Origin of the sequence: Nitratireductor sp. (assembly GCF_017794765.1) — a bacterium.
Taxonomy (GTDB): Bacteria; Pseudomonadota; Alphaproteobacteria; order Rhizobiales; family Rhizobiaceae; genus Nitratireductor.
The window spans coordinates 269,265-285,669 of the sequence record NZ_CP051236.1 but is presented as its reverse complement, the minus strand read 5'-3'; the positions used below and the strand labels follow the sequence as shown (position 1 = coordinate 285,669).

The 16,405-nt window shown below is 59.8% G+C and carries 16 protein-coding genes and 1 tRNA gene; 6 read left to right on the top strand and 11 right to left on the bottom strand.

Annotated features, from left to right (window positions below):
• Positions 1–7: 7 nt before the first annotated feature.
• From thpD to ectA, 4 genes are all read right to left on the bottom strand, one after another.
• On the bottom strand, positions 8–943 hold the full coding sequence (thpD, locus tag HF949_RS01370; protein WP_229449764.1) for an ectoine hydroxylase: 936 nt from the start codon (positions 941–943) through the stop codon (positions 8–10).
• 87 nt (positions 944–1,030) lie between these two features.
• The gene (locus tag HF949_RS01365; RefSeq protein ID WP_292897839.1) at positions 1,031–1,423 is read right to left on the bottom strand and encodes an ectoine synthase; all 393 of its coding nucleotides are present in this window, start codon (positions 1,421–1,423) and stop codon (positions 1,031–1,033) included.
• A 5-nt stretch (positions 1,424–1,428) separates the two neighbouring features.
• Positions 1,429–2,718: a diaminobutyrate--2-oxoglutarate transaminase gene (ectB, locus tag HF949_RS01360; protein ID WP_292897838.1), complete on the bottom strand. Its 1,290-nt coding sequence runs from the start codon at positions 2,716–2,718 to the stop codon at positions 1,429–1,431.
• Positions 2,719–2,764: 46 nt separating this feature from the next.
• Positions 2,765–3,367 carry a diaminobutyrate acetyltransferase gene (ectA, locus tag HF949_RS01355; RefSeq protein ID WP_292897837.1) on the bottom strand — a complete coding sequence of 201 codons (603 nt, stop codon included), beginning with the start codon at positions 3,365–3,367 and terminating at the stop codon, positions 2,765–2,767.
• A 219-nt stretch (positions 3,368–3,586) separates the two neighbouring features.
• On the opposite strand from ectA, the gene HF949_RS01350 reads away from it, so the two are divergent.
• Positions 3,587–4,063 carry a MarR family winged helix-turn-helix transcriptional regulator gene (locus HF949_RS01350; RefSeq protein WP_007010256.1) on the top strand — a complete coding sequence of 159 codons (477 nt, stop codon included), beginning with the start codon at positions 3,587–3,589 and terminating at the stop codon, positions 4,061–4,063.
• Between the two features lie 8 nt (positions 4,064–4,071).
• Here the strand turns inward: HF949_RS01350 and HF949_RS01345 are convergent, their stop codons facing one another.
• The 3 genes from HF949_RS01345 to HF949_RS01335 form a co-directional block, all read right to left on the bottom strand.
• Positions 4,072–6,087 carry a DUF4139 domain-containing protein gene (locus HF949_RS01345; RefSeq protein ID WP_292897834.1) on the bottom strand — a complete coding sequence of 672 codons (2,016 nt, stop codon included), beginning with the start codon at positions 6,085–6,087 and terminating at the stop codon, positions 4,072–4,074.
• A 687-nt stretch (positions 6,088–6,774) separates the two neighbouring features.
• Positions 6,775–6,851, bottom strand: a tRNA-Arg gene (locus HF949_RS01340).
• 85 nt (positions 6,852–6,936) lie between these two features.
• Positions 6,937–8,100: a M20 aminoacylase family protein gene (locus HF949_RS01335; protein WP_292897832.1), complete on the bottom strand. Its 1,164-nt coding sequence runs from the start codon at positions 8,098–8,100 to the stop codon at positions 6,937–6,939.
• Between the two features lie 401 nt (positions 8,101–8,501).
• Between HF949_RS01335 and HF949_RS01330 the strand changes: the two genes are divergently transcribed.
• Both HF949_RS01330 and HF949_RS01325 read left to right on the top strand, forming a co-directional pair.
• Complete coding sequence (locus HF949_RS01330; protein WP_292897830.1) at positions 8,502–9,617, top strand: D-alanyl-D-alanine carboxypeptidase family protein; 1,116 nt, start codon at positions 8,502–8,504, stop codon at positions 9,615–9,617.
• Positions 9,618–9,623: 6 nt separating this feature from the next.
• Entirely contained in the window at positions 9,624–10,730 is a 1,107-nt protein-coding gene (locus tag HF949_RS01325) for a CobW family GTP-binding protein (protein ID WP_292897829.1), read from the top strand.
• Here the strand turns inward: HF949_RS01325 and HF949_RS01320 are convergent.
• Complete coding sequence (locus HF949_RS01320) at positions 10,727–10,957, bottom strand: sulfurtransferase TusA family protein (protein ID WP_292897828.1); 231 nt, start codon at positions 10,955–10,957, stop codon at positions 10,727–10,729. The genes HF949_RS01325 and HF949_RS01320 overlap by 4 nt on opposite strands.
• 2 nt (positions 10,958–10,959) lie before the next feature.
• Complete coding sequence (locus tag HF949_RS01315) at positions 10,960–12,249, bottom strand: L,D-transpeptidase family protein (RefSeq protein WP_292897827.1); 1,290 nt, start codon at positions 12,247–12,249, stop codon at positions 10,960–10,962.
• Between the two features lie 447 nt (positions 12,250–12,696).
• On the opposite strand from HF949_RS01315, the gene HF949_RS01310 reads away from it, so the two are divergent.
• Genes HF949_RS01310 through HF949_RS01300 form a run of 3 tightly spaced genes read left to right on the top strand, consistent with a single transcriptional unit; the run spans position 12,697 to position 14,872 of the window.
• The gene (locus HF949_RS01310) at positions 12,697–13,440 is read left to right on the top strand and encodes an amino acid ABC transporter substrate-binding protein (RefSeq protein WP_292897825.1); all 744 of its coding nucleotides are present in this window, start codon (positions 12,697–12,699) and stop codon (positions 13,438–13,440) included.
• Between the two features lie 29 nt (positions 13,441–13,469).
• Positions 13,470–14,144, top strand: a complete 675-nt coding sequence (locus HF949_RS01305; RefSeq protein WP_292897824.1) for an amino acid ABC transporter permease — start codon at positions 13,470–13,472, stop codon at positions 14,142–14,144.
• Complete coding sequence (locus tag HF949_RS01300) at positions 14,141–14,872, top strand: amino acid ABC transporter ATP-binding protein (protein ID WP_292897823.1); 732 nt, start codon at positions 14,141–14,143, stop codon at positions 14,870–14,872. Before HF949_RS01305 ends, HF949_RS01300 begins: the two co-directional genes overlap by 4 nt.
• A 15-nt stretch (positions 14,873–14,887) precedes the next feature.
• On the opposite strand, the gene HF949_RS01295 is transcribed toward HF949_RS01300, so the two are convergent.
• Both HF949_RS01295 and HF949_RS01290 read right to left on the bottom strand, forming a co-directional pair.
• Positions 14,888–15,544 carry a DUF2182 domain-containing protein gene (locus tag HF949_RS01295; RefSeq protein ID WP_292897821.1) on the bottom strand — a complete coding sequence of 219 codons (657 nt, stop codon included), beginning with the start codon at positions 15,542–15,544 and terminating at the stop codon, positions 14,888–14,890.
• Positions 15,531–16,307, bottom strand: coding sequence for a DUF899 domain-containing protein (locus HF949_RS01290; protein ID WP_292897819.1), 777 nt, complete (start codon positions 16,305–16,307; stop codon positions 15,531–15,533). Before HF949_RS01290 ends, HF949_RS01295 begins: the two co-directional genes overlap by 14 nt.
• Positions 16,308–16,405: the final 98 nt, after the last annotated feature.

Sequence of the window (16,405 nt, the reverse complement as noted above, 5' to 3'; positions counted from 1 at the left end):
TTGTGGCTTATGCCAGTTTCCCGGTCTTGATTTCGACAGGGGTTGGTTCGCCGCGCTCCGCGAGGAAATCGGGGCGGGCCTTTTTCGCGCCATAGGGCTCTTCAAGGCGGTTCGATACGGCGTTGAAAACGAAGAAGGCATTGGAACGCGGAAACGGTGTGATATTGCCGTTAGAGCCGTGCATGGTGTTGCAGTCGAAAAGCACCAGCGTGCCGGCCTTGCCGGTGGCAGCAGTGATGCCGTGTTCGCTTGCAAGCTTGGTCAGCGCCTCATGTGATGGCACACCCACTTCCTGCTTCTTGAGCGAGGATTTGTGATTGTCGTCGGGCGTTTCACCGGCGCAGGCGATGAACTGTTTGTGGGAGCCCGGCATCAGCATGAGCGGGCCGTTCATTGCGTCATTGTCGGTCAGAAGCAGCGAGGCGGAGACAGCGCGCATGCGCGGCATGCCATCCTCGGCGTGCCAGGTCTCGAAATCCGAGTGCCAGTAGAATTCCTTGCCGGTGAAACCGGGCTTGTAGTTCAGCCGCGACTGGTGAATGTAGACCTCGTCGCCGAGAAGGAAACGGGCAATGCCTGCAACGCGGCGGTCGCTGGCCAGACGATTGAAGAGGGAGCTCTGCTCGGGCAGCTTGAAGATGGTGCGGACCTCATCCGAGCCGGGCTCGGTGATCACGCTGCCATCCATCAGATCGCGCTCGCCATTGCGCATGGCGGCGGATTCGGCCTTCAGTGCCTCGACCTCTTCGGCCGTGAAAATGTCTTTGAGGATCAGGAAGCCGTCACGGTCAAACTGGTCGGCCTGCTGTGCTGTCAGGGGCGCATCGGGGCGCCACTGGCTCCAGACGGTTCGGTCCTGGCGGGGCAGCCAGCGTTCTTCCGGCAACCTGCTGGGATAGGGATCCTGACTTCTTCGGTCACGTTCCTTCGACATCGCTGTCATGGTCGTTCTCCTTTTCTTTCAGGGTTTTCGCCGTCGGATGCATGAGCCTGGCACCCCGATGTTGAAGGGTGCCAGGCTTCAGGAAGGTTATGCATCCTCCAGCGCATAAGAGCCGTCGGCCTGGTGCACTTCCTTGCCGGAAACCGGCGGGTTGAAGGTGCATGCCATGATCATCGGCTTTTCCGCGTCGGCGCGCAGAATATGCTTGTCGTGCTTGTCGAGCGCATACATGACGCCCGGCTTGATCTTGTGAACCTCGCCGGTGGCGCAGTCCTCGATGGAGCCCGTGCCGTCGACGCAATAGACGCATTCAAGATGATTCTTGTAATGCATGTGCAGTTCGGCACCGGCGTGGATGGTGGTGATGTGGAAGGAGAAACCCATCTCGTCCGATTTCAGGAGAAGACGGACACTGTCCCACCCTTCCGAGTGGACATGACGATCAGTGTTTTTTGCTTCGTTCAGGTCGCGCACGATCATGTTCGTTACTCCGCAGCGATTTTTGTGTTCTGGCTTATTTCGGCGACGGCAGACTGAAGAATGTCCAGACCGCGCTCAAAGGTCTCCTGCTCGATGTTGAGCGGGCAAAGGATCTTCACCACTTCATCATGCGCCCCTGAGGTCTCGATGATCAGGCCATCGCGGAAGCAGCGTTTGCAGATGTCACTCGCCAGCTCGCCGGAGCCCACGTCCACACCCATCATCATGCCCCGGCCCTTCACGCGGGCATCGGGCAGAAGCGCGGCGATCTCGTTGAGCCGCTTTTCCAGATAGGCACTGCGCTCGGCGATCGTGTTGCGGAACGTGTCGTCCGCCCAGAATTTTTCAAGCGCCACGCGTGCGGTGACAAAGGCATGGTTGTTGCCGCGGAAGGTGCCGTTGTGCTCGGCCGGGCCGAAGACGTCATATTTCGGCTTCACCAGAACCGTTGCGAACGGAAGGCCATAGCCCGACAGCGATTTCGCCATGGTGATGATGTCCGGCGAGATGCCCATCTCCTCAAAGGAGAAGAAATTGCCGGTGCGGCCGCAGCCTGCCTGAATGTCGTCGATGATCAGCAGCGCGCCATGGGCGCGGGCAATCTCGCTGACGCGACGCACCCATTCGCGCGATGCGGCATTCAGCCCGCCTTCGCCCTGCACGGTTTCGAGCAGGATTGCAGCCGGCTTTTCAACGCCGCTGGAGGGCTCCGAAAGCATCCGGTTCAGGAGATCTGCCGTATCGATGTCGCCGCCCATCGCGCCGTCATAGGGGATGCGCGTGACATGGTTGAGCGGCACGCCGGCTCCGCCGCGATGATAGCCATTGCCGGTGGCTGCCAGCGCGCCAAGCGTGACGCCGTGGAAGCCGTTTGTGAAGGACACGACGTTCTGGCGTCCCGTCACTTTGCGGGCGATCTTGAGCGCAGCCTCGATGGCGTTGGCACCCGTCGGGCCGGTGAAGAGGACACGGTGATTCATATCGCGCGGACGCAGGATCAGCCGCTCGAAGGTTTTGAGAAACTCGGCCTTCGCGTCGGTGTGCATGTCTAGCCCGTGGGTGACACCATCGCGCTCGATATGCTCGATCAGCGCTGCCTTCATGTCCGGGTCGTTGTGGCCATAGTTCAGGCTCGAACAGCCGGCCAGAAAGTCGATATAGTCCCGGCCTTCGGCGTCTGTGAGAGTCGCGCCCTTCGCCCTTGTGAACACGGTGGAGAAGCTGCGGCAATAGCTGCGCGCTTCCGACTCGCGTCGCGTGAAAATCTGTTTGTCGTCCGTCGTAACGGTCGTCATGTCTTTTCCTTCGGATTGTTCGGTCGTGCGGTTGTGGACGCCGCGATCAGGCGGCGTCGTCGCTCCGGGCCTCGCCTGCTTTGCGCAGGGACATCCAGTTTCCGCTCAAATTGTCAGACGCATTTTCAGTGAACTGGATTGTCACCATGTGTTCGGTGGCATGCTTGCCATCGAAATGCGCATCCTTGCGGAAGTAAGGCTCGTGGCTCAATTCACCGCCGCGGCTGCGGGCGAGCGAGGTAAATAGGCCCCAGCTTGCCTTGTTGTCGGAGGTGATGGTGGTCTTGAGTGCCTGCACGTTTTCGCAGGCTTCCCGGTCAAGCAATGCAGCGAGCAGCTTCTTGCCGACGCCCATGCCCTGGACGCTCTTGTCCACGGCAACCTGCCAGACGAACAGTGTGTTGTCTTCATCGGGCAGAAGATAGGCTGAAACCCAGCCTACCAGCGCTCCGTCGCTGGCTCTTTCGGCGGCGATGCATGTGTCGCCGAAATGGTCGCACTGCAACAGATTGCAGTAGAGTGAATTCTCGTCGAGCGGCTCACAGGACTGGATGAGCCGCCACACGTCCGCGCCGTCTTCCTTGCGCGGGGGGCGATAGACAATTTCGGGCGATCGCTTGCGTACAAGCTTGATATCAGTAATGGCCATTGGTCTCCTCATAGCGCGCCGAATATTATGACTATCGAAGGATATTTCAACCGCTGGAAACAGAAATGGTTCCGTAGAGCGCTCAAGCCCATGAAATGAATGGGTTTCCAAGGAAAATTTTATTCGCTAATCAAAATATATTTTCTCTGCTATCCATAGATATGCGGGGAGTGGCGGCCAAGAATCGCCCTTTCGGCCTGCGAGTTTGGGAATGACGACATGGAAGATCGTACCGAAACGAGCCTGATCGCGTTGCGGCGTATTCTGCGTGCAACAGAGTTGAACGCGCGGACGCTCGCCCGGGCCACCGGGTTGACGACGCCGCAGCTCATCGTGCTCGAAATCGTCGCTGCAGCCGGCAGGGCGACGCCCAAGGATATCTCCGGCAAGGCCGGCGTCGGACAGGCGACTGCAACGTCTCTGGTCGACAAGCTGGAGGCGCGCGGCCTCGTCACCCGCACCCGCAGCGAACGCGACAAGCGTGTGGTCTGGGTCGCGCCGACGGAGGAAGGACGGGCTCTCCTGAGCGCTGCTCCCGATCCGCTGCAGAAGACGTTTTCCGAGCAGTTTCAGGCCCTGCCCGACTGGGAGCAGGGAATGATCGTCGCTGCGCTTGAGCGTGTTGGCGCAATGCTTAATGCCGGTGCACTGGATGCCGCGCCGCTGCTCGATGTCGGCGCGGTGGATCGCAAGTAAAGGCGTTTTCAGAGTCTGCTGATATACGCCCGCACCTCGCCATTCAGACGATCCCGATCGCGTTCGGCCTTCGCTCTTTCCTGATTGAGCGCGGCAATCCGATTTTCCTCTTCTTCGAGCATGCGCATGTAGCGCTCGGCCAGGGCGCTTTCGCCGGGGAGGGAGCCCAGATTGTCGCGAATGCGGGCCTGGTCGCCGGCAGCCCGCTCCAGCGCCTGCTGGAGGTTCGCCACAGTGCGCTCTGCCGCTGTGGCCTCCCGTTTGAGCGCGGCAAGCTCCTTCAGCTTTTTGTCGGTATCACTGTCGGTGGCTGAGCCGGCCCATACATAAAGCGCATCGGCGCTGGCTTCGGTAAGAGCGAAACTCTCCATGTGGCTGCGTTCCATCACGGCCCGTATGGTGGATGTTCCGCCGGCTTCCACCGTGGCGCGGAGGCGATAGTGGGTGGGGGTTGCGCTATCGAGCGCGGCGGCTTCCATCTGCCACCCATCGCGACGTGGGTGTTCGATCAGTACTGTACGCTTTGCGTCCGAAGCCCCCTTGATCCTGTAGGTGGTGGTGATTCGTGAAACCGTCGTCGTGCGCAGAACGCCCTCGCTGATCGCTACCTCGCCGACGATCTCCTGCGGTTTCGTTTCCGTCGTGATCTCGACCTTGCGATCGCTGGCAAAGCTTGCCATGCGGCTCTCGCCGGCCGGAATGCCCAGAAGCTGCGCATCGCCCACATAACCGCTCGTGCGATCATAGACCGTGACGATCCCAGGCGGCAGGCTGGCTTCGGTGCCGTTTTTGAGGAAAACCGCAGCGATTGGGTGGATCCCACCGCTCTCTGGCTGAAAGACTGAGACCCGCTCAGCTTCGATCTCGGCGTCCACGAATGGCACGGAGAGGCTCTGTCCCGCTGCAAGGTGAATGGGGTTCGGCAAATGGTAGGTGGCGCTCGTTCGGCCCTCTTGCGCCGCGGTGCGACTGGTGGGGGCGGAAGGCTCTTCCATAACCATGTCGGCCATCGGCGCGGGAGCTGCGGCGCCGTTGAATGCACGCATGTGGCGGGGGGCGGAATCCATTTGAGCGATCTCCAGGCCGGCTGAAGCGTCCGGTCGTGGCGGCGCGGCGTTGCCGACGGCCACGGGAATGTCCGGGCGTGCGCTCCAATAGCGCTGATGCAGTTTCTGGGCGAGTGTTACCGGTGCTCCGGATGAGAGCGTAAGACCAATGCCCTCCCAGTCTTCTCCGGTTGCGTTTTCAATCACTGCCCATGCCTGCAGGCGCGCTGTGTCTTCGCCGTCTGAAACGAGCCGATAGGCTGTTTTCCAAACCGGAGCAGGCACCACGTAAGAAACCGCTATATCGCGTTCGCCGGTTCCCGACAGTGCGATCGCTACAGACCTGATGGTATCCGTGCGCCCGCGTCCGCTCACCTTGGCCGCCTCGCGCAATCGTTCCCTGAGTGCCTCGTCGAGTATGTCCAGTCTGGTGTCCATACCAAGTTTCAGAAGCTCTAGCGTGCCATCTGCGGTCATCACGGTGAGAACCCGCTCGGTGCGCGGTGCTTCCTCGCTGCCTGCCTGCTCTGTTTCGACACCGAGAATCATGCCTTCGACGGAGCGCCCGCCCGAAGTGGCGCGCACTGAGATACCCTGAAGCGCAGCAGCCAGTGCTGGCACAGAGCCCATGTCACCCGGGCTGAACGGAAGCCGGCGAAACGTCTCTTCCACCGGGGAAAGCCCATCCAGCGTGACCGCATCTATGGTGCCTGCGGGATCTCTCACAACCAGGCTTTTCAAAAAGTCGTCCACCTGGTCGAGCGGAATATCGACGCGGAGCGCGCCATCTCCATCGATGCGTGCGGAGCGCCTCACCTCGGCCAGCCCGCCGGAGGAAAGCGTGATCGCCTTGATCCGCCCGTTATCGATGATGTCGGCCAGGGCCGACGGTGTCGCCTGTGCCAGGGCAAAACAGGCGCCGTATAGTGCGGCGCGCACGATGTTGCGGTTCACATTGGGGATTGGATTCGCTCTCACATCATTTCTCCACGCTGGCCGGGAATGGGCCGGATAAGGCTGAAACGTCTTTTCGCTAGCAGTGCATATGGATCGGATCGTGGCATGAGCCGCAAAAATCGTGCAGAAGAAGGGTGCGGATATCTGAGGCCGCTCCCTCGCCGTTCTCCACCTTTGTCAGACCTTCTCGATTGTATTTGGCCTGGTGTGGATGGGGCTCCGCCATACTGATACGGACCGTGATTATGCTGACGTAGCGGAAGAAAGACGCGGAAACTTAACTCAAGTTAATTTAAAGCCGGCAAATTTGCGTTAGATCGTTTCTATTCGACGGGTGGGGACCTTGATCGTATTGCAATTATTGCGGGTATTTGAAGTATATAACACTTAGCCGTTTAAGCTAGGTGTGATGAAGGACGATCGAGAACGCGAAGCATCTCTTGGTTCCCCTGAAACTGCATTAAGCGAGAGAGTATGGGGAATTTCGTTTTGTTTGTATCGGAACTCGCTGTTCCAATATCGGTGGTGTTTAGCTTTCTGGTTCTTGCGGTCATGCTTTATTTCAGGCCCATAGACATTCGACGGCTCACACTGGACCCTGTCAAAGTTCGTGCAGAGGCAACGGAGACCACACGTGACGGAGAAGATGAAAACACTATCTCCGCTGATGAATCCAGGCAATGTGACGAGAATGGACCCGCTGATGAATGGCGATCCCGACAGGATTCGAACCTGTGACCCTCAGATTAGGAATCTGATGCTCTATCCTGCTGAGCTACGGGACCGCTAAACCCTCTCATAACGCGATGAAGCCGGTTCGCCAAGATGAAATGGGCATCATGCAGAACCCGTCCATAGGTCGCGGCGGGATCAGCCCGCCAGGGCGTTTTCAGCAAGCCGCACCCAATAGCTGACGCCATGCGGGATGGCGTCGTCGTTGAAATCATAGGCCGTGTTGTGTAACGCGGCGCTGTCGCCATTGCCGATGAAGATGAGAGCACCGGGGCGCGCTTCAAGCATGTAGGAAAAGTCTTCGCCGCCCATGGTGGGGGTAATGTCGGTGTCCACATTCGCCGCGCCGGCAATCTCGCTAGCCACGGCGCTCGCAAAGGCCGTTTCCTCAGCGTGGTTGAACGTCACCGGATAATTGGAATCGTAGAAGATCTCAACCGCGGCTCCGTGAGCCGCCGCCACGCCTGCACAGATTGTGCGCATCCGGCTTTCGGCATCGGCATTCACTTCCTTCTTGAGAGTGCGCACAGTACCGGCCAGTTCCACCGTATCCGGAATCACGTTGAAGGCATCTCCGGCATGGAACTTGGTGACCGAAACCACCACAGAGTCGAGTGGGTGTACATTGCGCGACGCGATGCTCTGGAGCGCTGTGACGATCTGGCTGGCGGCAAGAATGGGGTCGACCACCGTGTGCGGCATGGCAGCGTGACCACCGCGTCCCTTCACTGTGATCACAAATTCCGCAGTGGCAGCCATGATAGGCCCGGGTCTGGTCGCGAACTGGCCGATCGGCAGCCCAGGCAGATTGTGCATGCCGAAGACGCGCTCAATGGCGAAGCGCTCCATCATGCCTTCTTTCACCATTTCGTTGCCGCCGCCGCCGCCTTCCTCGGCCGGCTGGAAAATCACCGCGACCCTGCCCTTGAAGTTGCGTGTTTCGCAAAGGTATTTGGCGGCGCCGAGAAGCATCGCCGTATGTCCGTCATGACCGCATGCATGCATCTTTCCCGGGGATGTGGAGGTCCAGGGTTTGCCCGTCATCTCCGTCATCGGCAAGGCGTCCATATCGGCCCGCAGGCCAATGGTCGGGCCGTTGCCCAACCTGCCCTGGATAATGCCGACAACGCCCGTCTTGCCAAGTCCGGTCACGACCTCTTCACAACCGAACTCCCGGAGTTTCTCCGTCACGAAACCGGCGGTGCGATGCACATCGAAGAGAAGTTCGGGATTGCGGTGAATATCACGTCGCCATTCTGTGATTTCTGCCTGCAACTCCGCAGAACGGTTCAAGATCGGCATGTTTTGCACTTCCTTCAAATTTTTGCCGGTATTCGGGTCTCATTGTGGAGCGGGTTTCGCAAAAGTGCCGGTGGGCCCGCATCCATCCTGTGGTCATCAGTCTGAAGCTGTGAAGCAGGTAAGATGTGATTGCGTGCGATTGCAAGCTGATCCGCATGGGCCAGTTCCGACTTTCGCGCGCCACCCGCCGGCTTCCGCGAGTGAGATTCAGACGCCGGCATAATGGTTTTTTGCTATAAGTACCGGGTCGCGTTAAATGGTCCCGGTTTCATCAGCGAGAAACGAACAGGGTTTAAGTCTGGTCGTTGACTTCGTTCTGCTGGCGCATCGGGTCATGATCGGTATACGGGTCAACAATTGTGCCTGATTTTTCAGGCGGACATGAAATTCGGATAATGCGCATGTGTTTCGCAAGGTTCGCCACGCCCGTTGTGGCCGGGGCAGTGATGGGGATGATCGCGGCAGTTCTGCCGGCGTTGGCAGGGCCGACGATCGTTCTCGATGTCAACAGCGGCAGGGTTCTGTCCCATGAAGATGCCTTCCAGCGGTGGTATCCTGCATCGCTGACCAAGCTGATGACGGCCTATGTGGCTTTCGAGGCGGTGCGGAATGGCGAGCTGCAATTCGATTCGCCGGTTACGATTTCGAAGCGGGCAACGCGGGAGCCGCCGAGCAAGATGGGCTATCCGGCCGGCTCGGTGCTGACTCTCGACAACGCGATCAAGCTGATCATGGTCAAATCCGCGAATGACGTGGCGACGGCCATTGCCGAGAACGTCGGTGGTTCGGTTGGTGCATTTGCAGAACGCATGAATGCTGCAGCCCGAAAGCTTGGCATGTCCGGAACCCATTACGTCAATCCGCACGGCCTTTTCTCTACCGAGCAATACACCACCGCGCGTGATCTGGCGCTTCTCGTGCGGGCCATCCGCACCGAGTTCCCGCAGCACGCGCACTATTTTTCGCTTGAGGCGATACGCACCGGCGACAAGGTCTTGCCGAATTACAACTGGCTGATCGGTCGCTTTCCGGGCGCCGATGGCATGAAGACGGGTTATGTGTGTTCGTCCGGCTTCAATCTGGCGGCTACCGCCACACGCAATGGCCGCACGCTTGCGACCATCGTGCTGGGAGCTCCATCGCAGGTGGAGCGCGGCGAGGAAGCCGCACGTCTGCTTGCCGAAGGGTTCAGGATTCAAGGTGCGGTTTCCCCCTCCATCGCCTCTTTCGCGCCTTATGGGGAGGGGCGGGACGTGGCGGTCGACATGCGCCCCGAGGTCTGTTCGGAAGCGGCGGTCAAGGCGCGTTTTGAACGCGGTGACGATGACAATCTCCTGGTAGAACGCTCGCCTTATCTGACGGCGATGGATCACGAGCCGCGCGCCGTGGCGATCAGTCTTGGCGGGGCTACCGGTCCTGCGCCCTCCGTGCCGCGCTACGCCGATGTTCCGATTCCGACGCCACGGCCGGATTATCCTTTGAAAAGTGCCACGGCCGAGACAGCGCAGGGCGGCTGAAACGATATGGCCAACCATATTGCATTGACGCTTGTCACGGGCTTTCTCGGCGCCGGCAAGACCACCTTGATCAATCGGCTTTTGCGGGATCCGGCTCTTTCGGACACAGCGGTGATCGTCAATGAGTTCGGTGCGGTGGGCATTGATCATCTATTGGTGGGAGAGGCTTCCGATGGGGTCGTCGAGCTATCCGATGGCTGCCTTTGCTGCACTGTACGCGGTGCGCTGGTGGATACGCTGCTCGGGCTCGACGAACGGCTGACGAACGACCGCGCAGCCAGTCTAAAACGCGTGGTGATCGAAACGACAGGCCTCGCAGATCCTGTGCCGGTCCTGCAGGCACTTGCCGCCCACCCGGCGCTCGCTGCCCGTTTCCGGCTTGATGGCGTCGTTACTCTGGTTGATTGCATGCACGGGCGTGCGACGCTCGAAGCGCACGAGGAGGCCCGGCATCAGGTGGCGGTGGCCGACAGGCTTCTTCTCACCAAGACCGACATGGTTGAAGCGGATGTTCTTCGCGATCTGAAAGCACATCTTGCCAAGCTTGCACCGGGTCTAAAGCCACTTCGGGTGGACGAGATGGAGGCAGCCGCTCTTATCGATTGCAGTGCGCTCGAGATTGGTTCGCGCGCCGCAGCGGTCCTGCGTGAGGCTTCGCCAAATCAGCATCATAGTGATGACCATGATCACGAGCACCAACACGACCACAACCACAACCATGACCATGGGCATGGACATAGCGCAGCCTTCGAGACGATACTGCTGACGCATGACCGTCCCATCAGCGGGCCGGCAATCGAGAGTTTTCTCGACCTTCTGCGCAGCCAGTGCGGACCGCATATTCTGCGGCTGAAGGGCCTCGTGGAGCTCAGCGGGCAGCCCGATCGTCCGCTTGTCGTGCAGGGAGTGCGCCAGATCCTGCATGAGCCGCGATATCTGACGGGGTGGCCCGACGGGACGCGCGGCGTGCGCCTCGTCATTATCGGAACCGGCCTCGATGAAACCTATGTGAAGGGCCTGTTCGCGGCCTTTGTGGGTGAAGCGGCGATCGACACGCCCGACAGAGCCGCCCTTGAGGACAACCCGCTCGCCATAGCCGGGTTTCGTCCTTAGCCTCGTTCCACCAGAAAGCGATGACCGTCAGGGGTCGCTTCGGTCTCGACGAGCAGGTGCCCATGCTCGTTGCAGAATGCCGGAATGTCTATGACCGCCAGCGGGTCAGTGGTTTCCAGCCAAAGCCGGCCTCCACTTGGCATGCCTGCGAGGCGCTTGCGCGCTTTCAGAACAGGCAAGGGGCAGTTGAGCCCCTTGAGGTCGTATGTCTGCGGCGCGGCTGTCACGATCAGCGGCTGAAGATATTCTGAAAGCGGCGGCGCAGCGAGGTTCCCTGGCCGCCAGTGGCCGGAGCCGGGACGGATGCGGTGCGTTCGGCGCTTGTATCAGGCCGCGGTGTCGGATTCGGAACGGCGCCCTCGACCGTCGCTTCCGTTACGGCAGGAGCAGGGTTGTCTGAAGCCTCTTGCTGTTCAGGCTCTTGCTGTTCAGGCTGGGCGGCAGCGGCTTCCAGCGCGCTCTGAAGGCGCGACGCAGGCTCGGCCGTGTAGGCAGAAGCTGTAGCAGCGATAGCAGGCGTGGATGCAGGTTGAGGTGCTGCAGCGACCGCCGTTGGAGACGGAATGTTGGGCGGCAGGCGCGAAACCTTCTCGCCCCGGGCGCGGCGCTTGCTCCAGTCAGCCACCAGGCGCGCTTCCTCATGCCCTGCTATGGTCTCGGAGCGCTTCGCCGTCGACTGCGTTTTGAGAGCCTTGTTGAACGCGATGTCGTAAAGCGCCTGATGTTGACGATACGCCGTGAGCAACGATTCAGGCTGGCTCATTGGCGGACACGCGGCAGTCGGGGAAAAGCTCTGTCCGTCCACGGGTTCGCTGTTGAAGACGTAGCGCTTGCCGCACACATCGACCTTCGGGGGGATCTTGGTCAGTTCGAAGTGATCGTAACCGACCTTGAGCATTTTCCAGAAATCGTAATTCGGGTCGTTCCGGTAGCGTGCCATGTTTTCCGCTGTCATGCGGAAGGGGAACGCCTGCACCTGAAACTCGCGCTGCCCGCCGTTGAAGGAATCGCGGGCAAATGCGTAAATTTCCGAGATCTGCTCGTCGGTCATTGAATAGCAGCCGGCGGACGAGCAGGCGCCATGGACCATCAGGTGTTTGCCCGTCCGGCCATTTGCCTGGTCGTAGGCGTTCGGAAAACCGATGTTGAAAGCAAGATAATAGCTTGATTTCGGGTTCATCTGGCCGGGGCGGACCGTGTAGAAACCTTCTGGCGCCTGGCGGTCACCCTCTGTGAATTTCGGCCCGAGCTGGCCCGACCATTTGCAGATGTCGTAGCTGGCGATGATGTCGTAGCGGCCATTGGTCCTGGCCTTCCAGACCTCAAGCTTTCCTTCTTCCTTGAAGATACGCATCATGACGGGAGAGTTCTTGCTCATCCCCTTGGCCTTCATCGTCTGCACGATGCGTGCCGGCAACTGACGCTCGGCCTTTGGCGCGATGTCTTCAAATGTTTCGTTGCATGCGGCGAGCGCGAGCGCTGTCGACAGCAAGAAGGCATATTTGATCAGGCGTGTCATGGAATGTTGTCGCGTCCCGCCAATTTGGGCCCCATGCGGAGATTCTAGAATGCCACTCCGCTTATAGAAAATGAACCCTTATGCTTTCGAAAAGATTACCCGGCTCGTTAGGCATTGCAGCCAGGCCGTGACCTTTTCGTGGCATTTTGTCGGGCTTTGTGGCCTTTTCGCGGCTTCTAGGCGAGGAATGGTCAGCGCGCAAGTGGCGCCTGCGCTCCCTGTCCCTGCCTTAGCGGCAGAAACCCGCCATCGACGCTGCGGACGGGGCAGCCAAAGCATGCTCAACAATCCATATTTTATAGTATTATGTACTAAAACTATGGATTAAAAGACAAAAAACTGGCTTTTTATCTTGCCATTATCGCCAGTGTATAGAAATTTTTTCTACACTGACTATTTGTGCCGCACCAAGCAACACGCAGGCGCATGGCGCCGCTGGAGATTACAATGCGCAAACTGGCACTAGCAGCAGCAATTTTCGCCGCCACTGTTTCGGCATCCAACGCAGAAGCCATCCGTGTGGGCATGTCGGGCGGCTATTTCCCGTTCACCTTCGTCAAGCAGGACAAGCTTCAGGGCTTCGAGGTGGATTTCATTGACGCCGTGGTCAAGGAGACGGGTGACGAGGTGGAGTATGTCACGATGAGCTTTTCCGGCCTTGTCGGCGCGCTCGAGTCCGGCCGTATCGACACCATCGCCAATCAGATCACCATCACTCCCGAGCGCGAGGCGAAGTTTGCCTTCTCGCAGCCTTATGTCATCGATGGCGCGCAGGTGGTCGTGAAGAAGGGCAATGAGGGTGAGATCACCGGACCTGAAAGCCTCAAGGGCCGCTCGGTCGCCGTCAACCTTGGCTCCAATTTCGAGCAGCTTCTGCGCGAACTGCCCTATGCCGACGAGATCGACATCAAGACCTATGAGAGCAATCTCGAGCAGGATACTGCGCTCGGCCGTGTCGACGCTTTCGTCATGGACCGCGTCAGCGCCAGCCAGGTGATCAAGGAAACGCCGCTGCCGCTGGCGCTCGCCGGCCAGCCCTTTTCCGAGATCCGCAACGCGCTCCCGTTCCGCAACGACGATGAAAGCAAGGCGCTGCGCGACCGCGTGGATGCGGCCATCACCACGCTAAAGGAAAACGGCACGCTGACCGAAATCTCGCAGAAATGGTTCGGCACCGACATTACCCAGTAAACACGCAACGCCAATGAGAGCCGGGGACGATGAGACCACTTGATCTCGACTATATGCTGGGGCTCGTCCCCGTGCTTCTCAAATATGTGCCGCTGACGCTCGCCATGGCGTCGGTGGCAATGGTCCTTGCGCTGTTGCTAGCGTCATTAATGGCCATAGTGCGCGTCATGCGTGTCCCTCTTCTCGATGGCCTCACACAGGTGTTCATCAGCTTCTTCCGCGGCACACCCCTGCTGGTACAGCTTTTCCTGTTCTATTACGGCCTGCCGCAGGTGTTTTCGTTTCTGACAGCCATCAATGGGGTTACCGCGGCGATCATGGGGATCACCCTGCATTTCGCGGCCTATATGGCAGAGAGCATTCGCGCTGCGATCCTCGGGGTTGACCGTTCACAATGGGAAGCGGCGCGCTCTGTTGGCATGACGACAGCGCAGATGATGCGTCGCATCATCCTGCCGCAGGCGGCCCGCATAGCTGCTCCGACCCTCGTCAACTACTTCGTTGACATCATCAAGAGCACTTCGCTTGCCTTCACGCTGGGCGTGACGGAGCTGATGGGCGCTGCCCAGAAGGAAGCCGCCGGCAGCTTTCTCTATTTCGAGGCCTTCATTTTGGTGGCGATCATCTATTGGGTGATTGTCGAGGCGCTTACGGTGGTCCAACGCCAACTTGAGGCGCGGCTCGGAAAGGCGGTGGCGCGATGATCTCTGTCCGGGGGCTCACCAAGCGTTTCGGCGACAATACCGTTCTGGATGGCATCGATCTCGATATCCGTTCGGGTGAGCGTGTTGCCATCATCGGCCCGTCCGGCACAGGGAAGTCGACGCTGCTGCGCTCGCTCAATTTTCTCGAAAAGCCCGACGAAGGGACCATCACCATTGGCCCTGTCACTGTGGATGCGCGCCGACTAAGGGTCGCAGAGGAGCTCGCGCTACGGCGGCAGACCTCCTTCGTGTTCCAGAACTACGCGCTCTTTGCCAACATGACCGCGCGCGACAATATTGCCGAGGGTTTGATCACTGTCCGGGGCTGGGACAGGGCGAGGGCGAATGCCCGTGCCGAAGAGATACTGGCCACCATCGGTCTCGCCGACAAGGCGCAGAGCTACCCGGCCGCGTTGTCCGGTGGTCAGCAACAGCGTGTCGGCATAGGTCGCGCCATGGCGGCGGAGGCCGAGATCATGCTGATCGACGAACCCACCTCGGCGCTCGATCCCGAATGGGTGGATGAGGTGCTTCAATTGCTGAAGCGCGTGGCCGATGCGCGTCAGACCATGCTGATCGTCACGCACGAAATGCAGTTCGCCCGCGACATAGCCGACCGCGTCCTGTTCATGGATGGCGGAAGAATCGTCGAGCAGGGCCCGCCCGAGAGGATGTTCAGCGATCCGGAGGACCCGCGCACCCGCGCATTTCTGCGCAAGGTGCTTTGATCGGGCTGCTGATCCTCACATGTCCGGCATTAGGCCGGGCACGTGTTCCGGAACGGCGATGATGGCGAGCCCGAGGGCGATCAGGCCCAGGGCCAGGCTGGTGTCCAGCACTGCGCGCGGCGGTATCAGTTTCTGCACGCAGATGATGAGTGTCACCGCCGCCATCCAGCCAAGATTCATGACGCCGATGGCGATCTGCATTGCCATCAGTCCCATGGTCGCCACGACGCAGAAGAGTCCGCATTCAACTCCGGATGCTATCGGGTCATGGCAACACCGGCGAGCCTCCTTCTTGACCGGAGTAAGCTCGTATAGGCCTGCCGCAATCGTGACGATGCCCGCAATGGCGGTGCCGTGAGGCTGGTAGAGCAGATAGACCGGCAGGCCGATCACGGCCCAGACGATGAGATAGGCGGCAACGAACCCCAGCACGGCTGTACTTGAAGCGCCACCTCTGGCAGTCTTCACAACGGTTGGTGCGATACCGGGCAACATCATCGCAGCCATCATCGTGACCCACATTGCAATGAACGCAGGAAGCGGGCCGAGTGGGGCGGACGGCCCCATCTGCATGGTGCCCAACCTCTGCGCCATGACACCCCAGCAGAGAGCGGAGAGCCCCAGCGTCGCGGCCAGGGCGAGCGCCACGGGGAGCGCTTTAGTATTTGTCATGGTGGCGCCACCACATGCCGGTCTCGTTGCGTCCCCTGGGCGTGCGATCGAGCCACTGATACATGCCCCATAGCCCGTCCAGCCCCCGCGAATAGGCCGAGTAGGTGTGGTAGACCACGCCGTCCTCCAGCACGAATGCGCTTGCACCGGGTCGTTCGCGTGTGAAGGTTGGTACGTCGGTCCCCGTCATCGCGGCAGTCTGGGCAACGGGGCTGTCGCCATCCCAGGTCGCCATCGTTTTGCCGGCCAGCGAGTTCTTCATCGGAGGTTCGCTGCGGAAATTGTATTCGATGCCTTCGGCTTGCTGCTCTTTCGTGAAGCCAACCCCGAAATCCTGATTGAAGTCGCACTTGCCGGAAGAGGCCCATGGAAAGGACCAGCCCATCCGTTTCCTGAAAGCCATCAGCTTTGAGAGCGGTGCGCGGGATATGGCCATCAGGGTCACATCGTGATTGGCCAGATGAACCACCGAGCCATCAAACCCGTCCGCTATGGCAGAGCAGGAGGGGCAGCCCACCTCATAGTCCGGGCCGAACATAAAATGGTAGACGAGAAGCTGCGAACGTCCCTGAAAAAGATCAGGCAGCGAGGCTTCGCCCTTCTCCGTGTCGAAGCGATACTCCTTGTCGATGCGCACCCAGGGGAGCTGCTGGCGCTTCTGTGCCAGCGCATCGCTGCGTCTGGTGAGCTCTTTTTCCTCCTGCAGAAGCGCCAGCCGCGCTGCGCGCCATTCCTCACGTGTTCCGGTTAAGTGTACGGTCATGGTTTTCTCCTTTGCATTGCCGCCTGTCATCCGCGTCTTGTCGGCGGGCGGCAGTCGGCTAGAGTAGGGATCGGTTTTCGGGGGTGAGAGTGACAATC

Coding starts and splice junctions, on each gene's coding strand:
- thpD (WP_229449764.1), bottom strand. CDS start 943: ATGACAGCGATGTCGAAGGAACGTGACCGAAGAAGTCAGGATCCCTAT.
- HF949_RS01365 (WP_292897839.1), bottom strand. CDS start 1,423: ATGATCGTGCGCGACCTGAACGAAGCAAAAAACACTGATCGTCATGTC.
- ectB (WP_292897838.1), bottom strand. CDS start 2,718: ATGACGACCGTTACGACGGACGACAAACAGATTTTCACGCGACGCGAG.
- ectA (WP_292897837.1), bottom strand. CDS start 3,367: ATGGCCATTACTGATATCAAGCTTGTACGCAAGCGATCGCCCGAAATT.
- HF949_RS01350 (WP_007010256.1), top strand. CDS start 3,587: ATGGAAGATCGTACCGAAACGAGCCTGATCGCGTTGCGGCGTATTCTG.
- HF949_RS01335 (WP_292897832.1), bottom strand. CDS start 8,100: ATGCCGATCTTGAACCGTTCTGCGGAGTTGCAGGCAGAAATCACAGAA.
- HF949_RS01330 (WP_292897830.1), top strand. CDS start 8,502: ATGTGTTTCGCAAGGTTCGCCACGCCCGTTGTGGCCGGGGCAGTGATG.
- HF949_RS01325 (WP_292897829.1), top strand. CDS start 9,624: ATGGCCAACCATATTGCATTGACGCTTGTCACGGGCTTTCTCGGCGCC.
- HF949_RS01315 (WP_292897827.1), bottom strand. CDS start 12,249: ATGACACGCCTGATCAAATATGCCTTCTTGCTGTCGACAGCGCTCGCG.
- HF949_RS01310 (WP_292897825.1), top strand. CDS start 12,697: ATGCGCAAACTGGCACTAGCAGCAGCAATTTTCGCCGCCACTGTTTCG.
- HF949_RS01305 (WP_292897824.1), top strand. CDS start 13,470: ATGAGACCACTTGATCTCGACTATATGCTGGGGCTCGTCCCCGTGCTT.
- HF949_RS01300 (WP_292897823.1), top strand. CDS start 14,141: ATGATCTCTGTCCGGGGGCTCACCAAGCGTTTCGGCGACAATACCGTT.
- HF949_RS01295 (WP_292897821.1), bottom strand. CDS start 15,544: ATGACAAATACTAAAGCGCTCCCCGTGGCGCTCGCCCTGGCCGCGACG.
- HF949_RS01290 (WP_292897819.1), bottom strand. CDS start 16,307: ATGACCGTACACTTAACCGGAACACGTGAGGAATGGCGCGCAGCGCGG.